Source organism: Geminicoccus sp. (genome assembly GCF_036263595.1).
GTDB lineage: Bacteria > Pseudomonadota > Alphaproteobacteria > Geminicoccales > Geminicoccaceae > Geminicoccus.
The window spans coordinates 1-5,807 of sequence record NZ_DATAGQ010000013.1 but is presented as its reverse complement, the minus strand read 5'-3'; the positions used below and the strand labels follow the sequence as shown (position 1 = coordinate 5,807).

General features: G+C 61.3%; 6 protein-coding genes and 1 pseudogene. 4 read left to right on the top strand and 3 right to left on the bottom strand.

Translation table 11 applies throughout. From position 1 onward, the window contains the following. The first annotated feature begins 611 nt into the window (after positions 1-611). Genes VHL31_RS00885 through VHL31_RS00875 form a run of 3 tightly spaced genes read left to right on the top strand, consistent with a single transcriptional unit; the run spans position 612 to position 2,466 of the window. Positions 612-740 (top strand): hypothetical protein, encoded by a 129-nt coding sequence (locus tag VHL31_RS00885; protein WP_329659313.1) that lies wholly within the window; start codon positions 612-614, stop codon positions 738-740. 2 nt (positions 741-742) lie between these two features. Further along, positions 743-2,281 carry a hypothetical protein gene (locus tag VHL31_RS00880; RefSeq protein WP_329659312.1) on the top strand — a complete coding sequence of 513 codons (1,539 nt, stop codon included), beginning with the start codon at positions 743-745 and terminating at the stop codon, positions 2,279-2,281. Between the two features lie 35 nt (positions 2,282-2,316). Beyond that, positions 2,317-2,466 (top strand): hypothetical protein, encoded by a 150-nt coding sequence (locus VHL31_RS00875; RefSeq protein ID WP_329659311.1) that lies wholly within the window; start codon positions 2,317-2,319, stop codon positions 2,464-2,466. A gap of 203 nt (positions 2,467-2,669) precedes the next feature. Here VHL31_RS00875 and VHL31_RS00870 read toward each other — a convergent pair. Then, a pseudogene (locus VHL31_RS00870) lies at positions 2,670-3,535 on the bottom strand (DUF5996 family protein). A 222-nt stretch (positions 3,536-3,757) separates the two neighbouring features. Here VHL31_RS00870 and VHL31_RS00865 point away from each other — a divergent pair. After that, positions 3,758-3,922 (top strand): hypothetical protein, encoded by a 165-nt coding sequence (locus tag VHL31_RS00865; protein WP_329659310.1) that lies wholly within the window; start codon positions 3,758-3,760, stop codon positions 3,920-3,922. A 22-nt stretch (positions 3,923-3,944) separates the two neighbouring features. Here VHL31_RS00865 and VHL31_RS00860 read toward each other — a convergent pair whose 3' ends face one another. Continuing rightward, complete coding sequence (locus VHL31_RS00860; RefSeq protein WP_329659309.1) at positions 3,945-5,000, bottom strand: sugar-transfer associated ATP-grasp domain-containing protein; 1,056 nt, start codon at positions 4,998-5,000, stop codon at positions 3,945-3,947. A 107-nt stretch (positions 5,001-5,107) separates the two neighbouring features. Then, positions 5,108-5,317, bottom strand: coding sequence for a transposase (locus VHL31_RS00855; protein ID WP_329659308.1), 210 nt, complete (start codon positions 5,315-5,317; stop codon positions 5,108-5,110). Positions 5,318-5,807 lie beyond the last annotated feature (490 nt).

Here is a 5,807-nt window from a genome sequence, read left to right as displayed (position 1 = left end):
CTGCCAGGCTGAAGACGGCTGGCCTGCCGCATTATCCAACTCCACCACGAGGAGTGGCCCCAGAAGCATAGGCTCAAAACCCGCCGCAGCAGGCGCATTGTCCAAAACCGGGTGCCCTGGCCAGTAAATGGAGGTGTCCAGCTTGTTGGGTGGAGAGGGTGGATAAGCGCTTCGGTAGGAAGTCCCAGGTAGATAACACTGCTCGTTGGGACCGGATCGAGCAGTGCCGAGAATTCGGTGACGATCAGGCGGCGAGCTGATCCGCCCTCTTCAGCTGGCAAGCCAGTAATTGGGGTTCTCGCACCAGTCTCGTCCGGAGCAAGGATGGTATTCGATGACGGAACCAAGGCCGGGGGCTCCGTTGGAACTGCTCCCTCAGTCTAAGCGACTGGCGCTTGCGCTTCTGTAGATCAGCCACCAGCCAAAGCTGCTGATCAGAACTTCGCGCCACATCGCTTACAATAGAGCAAGATGCCCTCAGCAAGAGAAATCCATTCGAGATCTCCATGCGACCTATGCGTGTCGCTCAATCTATTCGGAAAAAGCCTGCGGAACAATAACAACTCGTGTAAGATGTCGACAGACGATACAGAGCTACACGAAAGATCTCCATGAGACTGGACCACAGACTGAGCCGACGGCGCTGGGCCGTGTTTCCCCATCTTCCTCCCAATGTCCTCTACTGGACGGAGGCGGTCACCATGACCTGGACCGGCGACCTCGACCTGGTGTGGAGCTGATCATGGCCAAGCTGTCGATCGCCCAGGCATCAGCCGCGGGCCCACTGACGGGTGCCGAGCTCATCCCGGCCCTGCAGGCAAGCGCACCACGTTCGCTGACCACGGCGAGGCTGGCGGGCGAGGTTCCGGTCATGGCCACCGGCGCTGCCATTGGCCGGACCGCACAAGAGCGGGCCGGCGATTGGCGCCATGCCTTCGACTTCATCCCGCGGGCAGAGTGGCCGGCGATCCTGGCTGGCAGCAGCACGTATGACGCCAGCGCCGACCTCGAGGCAGCCCTTGCCGCTTCCAGGAACCTCCTTCTGCCGGCGGGAACGATCAGGGTCACCCGGGCCATCGATGGCAGGGCAACCAACCGCCGTATCGTCGGCATGCCAGGTGCCCGGATCGAGAGCACCAACAACAGCCAGCCGGTGCTCTTGGTGGGCGGGTTCTATAACGAGATCCGCGGCTTTGCCGTCTCCCACGCGACCATGCCGTCCACCAGCGAGGCCAACGCCACGGGCATCAAGCTCTACGGCCTGCGCTTTTCGACCCTGGCCAACCTGCGCGTCGAGAAGTCCTACGACGCTTTCCTGCTGGCCCAGGAGCCGTATGTGGACGGCAACCGCAATTTCATCTTCTCCAACACCTTCCAGGACATCGACGTCCGGTCCTGGCGAGGGGCGGCGTTCGACCTGCGCGGCTATCTGGCCGGCAACACCGGCTGCGTGTTCAACAACATCTACATGAGTAATTTCAACTTCAGCGGCGGCGGGTCGAAGCACCGCGCGGCGTTCTATCTGCAGCTGGACGACTGGTCGGAATGCCAGTGGACGCAGGTCAACTGCGAGCATGGCGAAATCAGCAACACGCCGATCAACATCGGCAGCAGCGTCCGGACGATGGGTTTTAGCGCGCTGCACTATGAGGGCGTCGACTTCAAGACGGGTGCCTTGGGATGCCTGCGCAACAACGGCAGCGCCCAGGTCGGCATCCGGGGCTGGTCCATCTACAAGTGCAGGATGCTGGCAGCGGATATCGGCTCGATCGAGCTGCTGCGGCTGTCGACGCTGAGCCGGGTGACCATCGACGGGCTCTACCAGAGCAATGGCGACGAGCCGGGCCTGCGCGACCTGCCGATCTCCATTGCGCTCTATGCCGGCAGCACCAGCACCAGCGGGGCGAAGATCGAGGGCGCCAACATCAAGGCGGACGACCTGCAGGTGGTGATCACCGGCCAGCCCGGCGGCATCGAGCCGATCCTCTACAAGTGGGAGACGCTCCGGGACCGGGCAATCGCCTCGCCCGGCAATGCCAGCTTTGCCTTGAGCGCCACCACGCCGGCCGGCCTGGTGATCTATGACGTGCCGCTTACCACCAACCGCACGCTGACGCTGTCCACCTGCACGCCGCGCCATGGCCATGTGCTCGAGGTGATTCGCACGGCCACCGCCACCGGCGCGTTCAGCATCGATGTCGGCGGGATGAAGCAGCTCACAGCGGCCGGCAGCTCTGCCAGGCTGGTCTACCGCTCAGGCGCGTGGGTGTTGCTGGGCTAGGCTGGCCAGTGGAGCAGGCCATCTGGCATGAGGTGATGGCTCCGGCAGAGGCGCAGCTGTTGGCCTTGGACAAGCTGGGCGACCTGCTCGAGCTGAATCTGGTCGAGCGCGCCAGGATCAGCGTGCCGCCACCACCGCAGGAGGAGGATCCCGATGAGGTGTTCTTCCGGCCCCGCGTGGTGTAGTGGAAGAGGCAATCATGGTACATTGCCAAGTGCCACGCGGTTGAAGACGCTAGGCTGTTGCATTTCGGATTGGAAATCATCGAGACAGCCTATGCATGATCAGTAGCTATATTTTGACATACTAGCCCTTCATAGCCTGATTGTTGTGGTGATCAGTGGCCAATGTTCCTGCGTTGCCTGCGGTTCATGACGGGGAACAACCCTCACGCCAACCCGATCAGTCGGGGCCTTCCTGGCAATCCCAGGGGGCACTCGAGTGCACCGCAGTCCCATCCGCCTGCCTCGACCGCAGCCTCGTAGGTCGACTGCAAAAACGTCAACATGGCCTGATCGGGTGATGAGGCTGTTCGGAATGCCTCATAGGGCAGGACGAACTCGCCTAGTTGCTGATCAAAGGACGCGGCTGCTGGCTGAACCGGCCGGCCACGAAAGCCAGGTGGCTCCGGATAGGCATAAGAGTAGACGACGGCATGGGGATAGGCGTCGCTGCCTGGCCAAAAGCCGGCGCTGCTGACCTCATGCGAGTAGGCCTCACGTGTGACGGCGTCGGGCAGGTGCGGTACCCCGCACGGATGGAGAGGGGCGGGGCGACCGGAAAAGCGCGTCGCCGCAAGGTCGAAGCTGCCCCAGAAGAAGTGAACTGGGCTGCTCTTGCCGAGAAAGCCAGTGCGAAACTGCTTGAGCACGCGGTCCATCTGCAAGAGCACCCGCCAAAAGCCACGAGCCGCGCCTGGATCGTAGGCCGTATGGACGTCATCCTCCGGGAATGGGATGGGGTCCACGATCTCGTTGGGCACTGGGTCGATGCTGACCCCAGCACCTAGTTCATCGAGCGTAACAAGCAGCTTGCGGTAGAATGCGCTGACCGGCTGTGGCTTGAGTTGATCTCCCGCCGCCCGCTCCGGCCGGTGCGCACGATGAGCATGTCCGCGATGAAGTCGAACTCGATCTCGAGCACCTCGTCACCGACATCGATCAGCGAGGTGCCAAGGCCAGCCGCACTGACGTAGAGCGGCACGTGCCAAGAGTGGTTCAGCCACGGCGTCGCCGCGACCCGGACCTTGCCCACGATCTGGAACCAACGCTGGCGACCCCGCACAGCATGGCACAGACGGCAGCCCGCGGTGCCTGCTGCCCGAATATATCTGCGCCCTGTTCGCCGTCCAGGACGATCGCCGGCGCATCGACTTCGACGAGGCCCGGCAGCGCAAGGTGGCGGACGAGCCGCCGCCGGCCGATACCACTAGCTGACTGGGAACTGGTCAACGAAACTCAAGTTTAGGAGCGTACGATGTACACCCTTCCAACGCTGTCGGCTGTCCTGGCCGAGAAGCAGATCACAGACGTCCGCACCGCACAGTTCCTCTCCGAGTGGGATCGCGCGACGGGCTGCCTCTGCCCTACGGGCGTCGACATAAAGAACCCGACCCGCAACGCATCCCTCGCCGCATGGTGATCTATACCACCTCACTATAGGATCACACGCCTAGGATCCGCTGGCACAACGTGCGGAAGCATGGTTGCGCAAGCATACCCTGAGCTAGGGCAATCTCCATCATAGGCAGATGCGGCGAAGAATTACCTTCGACAATAACCGGGCCGGCCTCGGTTACGGCAATGTCCCAACCGATCAGTTCAAGCGGCACGTGCACAGCTGCACTTTCGGCAGTTGCTAATACGCCTGGGAAGCCTGGCACCTGAGCCCCTTCGAACCGGAAGCCTGTATCAGGGTGCTTATCGTAGACCTTCCCACCATGCTTGAAGAACTCCCGAGCCTGCGGAAACAGCTTTCCGGTCTTGAGGTCCAAGCCGACAAAAATGCCGCCTTGGCTGGCATTGTCTACAACACTCCCGCTCATACCGAGGCGTAGAATAGCCGCAACTGCGGCAGCCGGTTCACCTGGCTCGCCGCAAGTCAGGACGCGGACGGTGTTAATGCTGTTGGGATAAATGGCGCTCAACGCTGGGTGCTGTACTAGGGTTTCCTCAAACAGATAGCGCCCTGCCGTCGTCTGCGCGTACAACTCAGCAAGTTCACCATCAGCTTTGTCAATCCGTCGGCACCCGTAACCACTCGTGCCATCAATTGGCTTTGCGAAGATGCTCCCGGATGCGGATCGGCCGAGCAGTTCATTGATAAGCGCCATGAAGTCCGCCTCGTCATCAACACGGCGCTCAATTCCGTCTATTTGGAAAATCGGTCCCGCGTTGGAAGCCAGCAGGCGAGGCAGGCTAACCTCTACTCCTCGGAAGTGCTCGTGAAAGCGAACCTTATCGACAAGGAGATCAGCGCTGTGTCGCTCCCTCATCTTCTGAGCTAGTAGCTCGGCCTGCCGTCGATTCAGGTATTGGGTGTAGTCGCCAGCTTCGCGGCGATAGGCGAAGTTGATGAAGTACCACTCGGGTGACGAGCCGGTCCGCCGCGCAACATCGGCCACCTCCCGGGCGATCTGCCCGATGGCCTTGCGCCGGGTATCGGCAAAGACCTGCCGGAAGTGTCCATAGCTGCCGATTGCACGTGTCAATAGAGACATGAAGTGACTATCCCATAGGCCAGTTTGGTACCAGTAGATTAAGGAACATTTTCAGTTCTCCGTGCTCTCCGCCTCGCTCGATACCACCGAAAGCTGACCTAGTTGTTTTAGGAACAATGAGATAGGCCTTTGTTGTACATGGCGATCAGCTGCGGATCGAAGGTCGACAGGCGATCGTGCGGCACCGAGATCGGCAGCTTGCCGCTATTGGTGAGCAGGGTCTTATTGCCATAGCCGTTGCGAATGTTCCTGCGGTCCTCGGCTGCCCCACCGTCCTGATGGTGGTCCGTCTCCGCATTCAGCGCCCGCCAGGTCAAGCGCCCACTTCAACTCGTCAACGAGCCCGTCCTTGCGCAGGGCGGACTGCGGGTCATCGCCAGCCAGGAGCTGGTCCAGCTGTTCGTTCGCCATGACTGGGGCTTTGCGTCGTGCCATGGGAGGGTTCCTTCTTTCCCATCTTCATAACCCGCACACGGAATTACTGACAGCCCCCTAGCTAGAACGCCAATATTGCCAGCCGCCCGGTCCTCGATCAGCCGCACGTCGACGCAATTGGAGACATCCTGAAGCTTCCTGAGCGTGTTGGCCCGAACATCGATGACTTCACGCTAGATGCTGTTCACGCAAGCCATCGAGAGGCCATTAGCTGTTTGATCCCACGGTGTGGTGGTTGTTGTTGCCCCCTAAAGACCGGACAGGGTCTCCTGGGTTGTTCGGGCGATGAACTCGCGCGGCGAGCGGTAGCCCGGCGCGCGGTGCGGGTGAAGCTCGTTGTAGTGGGAGAGCCAGAGGGGCAGCTGCCGCAGC

Bases quoted from the DNA above. Each gene is read 5' to 3' on its own strand.
- VHL31_RS00885 (WP_329659313.1), top strand. From the start codon at position 612: ATGAGACTGGACCACAGACTGAGCCGACGGCGCTGGGCCGTGTTTCCC.
- VHL31_RS00880 (WP_329659312.1), top strand. From the start codon at position 743: ATGGCCAAGCTGTCGATCGCCCAGGCATCAGCCGCGGGCCCACTGACG.
- VHL31_RS00875 (WP_329659311.1), top strand. From the start codon at position 2,317: ATGGCTCCGGCAGAGGCGCAGCTGTTGGCCTTGGACAAGCTGGGCGAC.
- VHL31_RS00865 (WP_329659310.1), top strand. From the start codon at position 3,758: ATGTACACCCTTCCAACGCTGTCGGCTGTCCTGGCCGAGAAGCAGATC.
- VHL31_RS00860 (WP_329659309.1), bottom strand. From the start codon at position 5,000: ATGTCTCTATTGACACGTGCAATCGGCAGCTATGGACACTTCCGGCAG.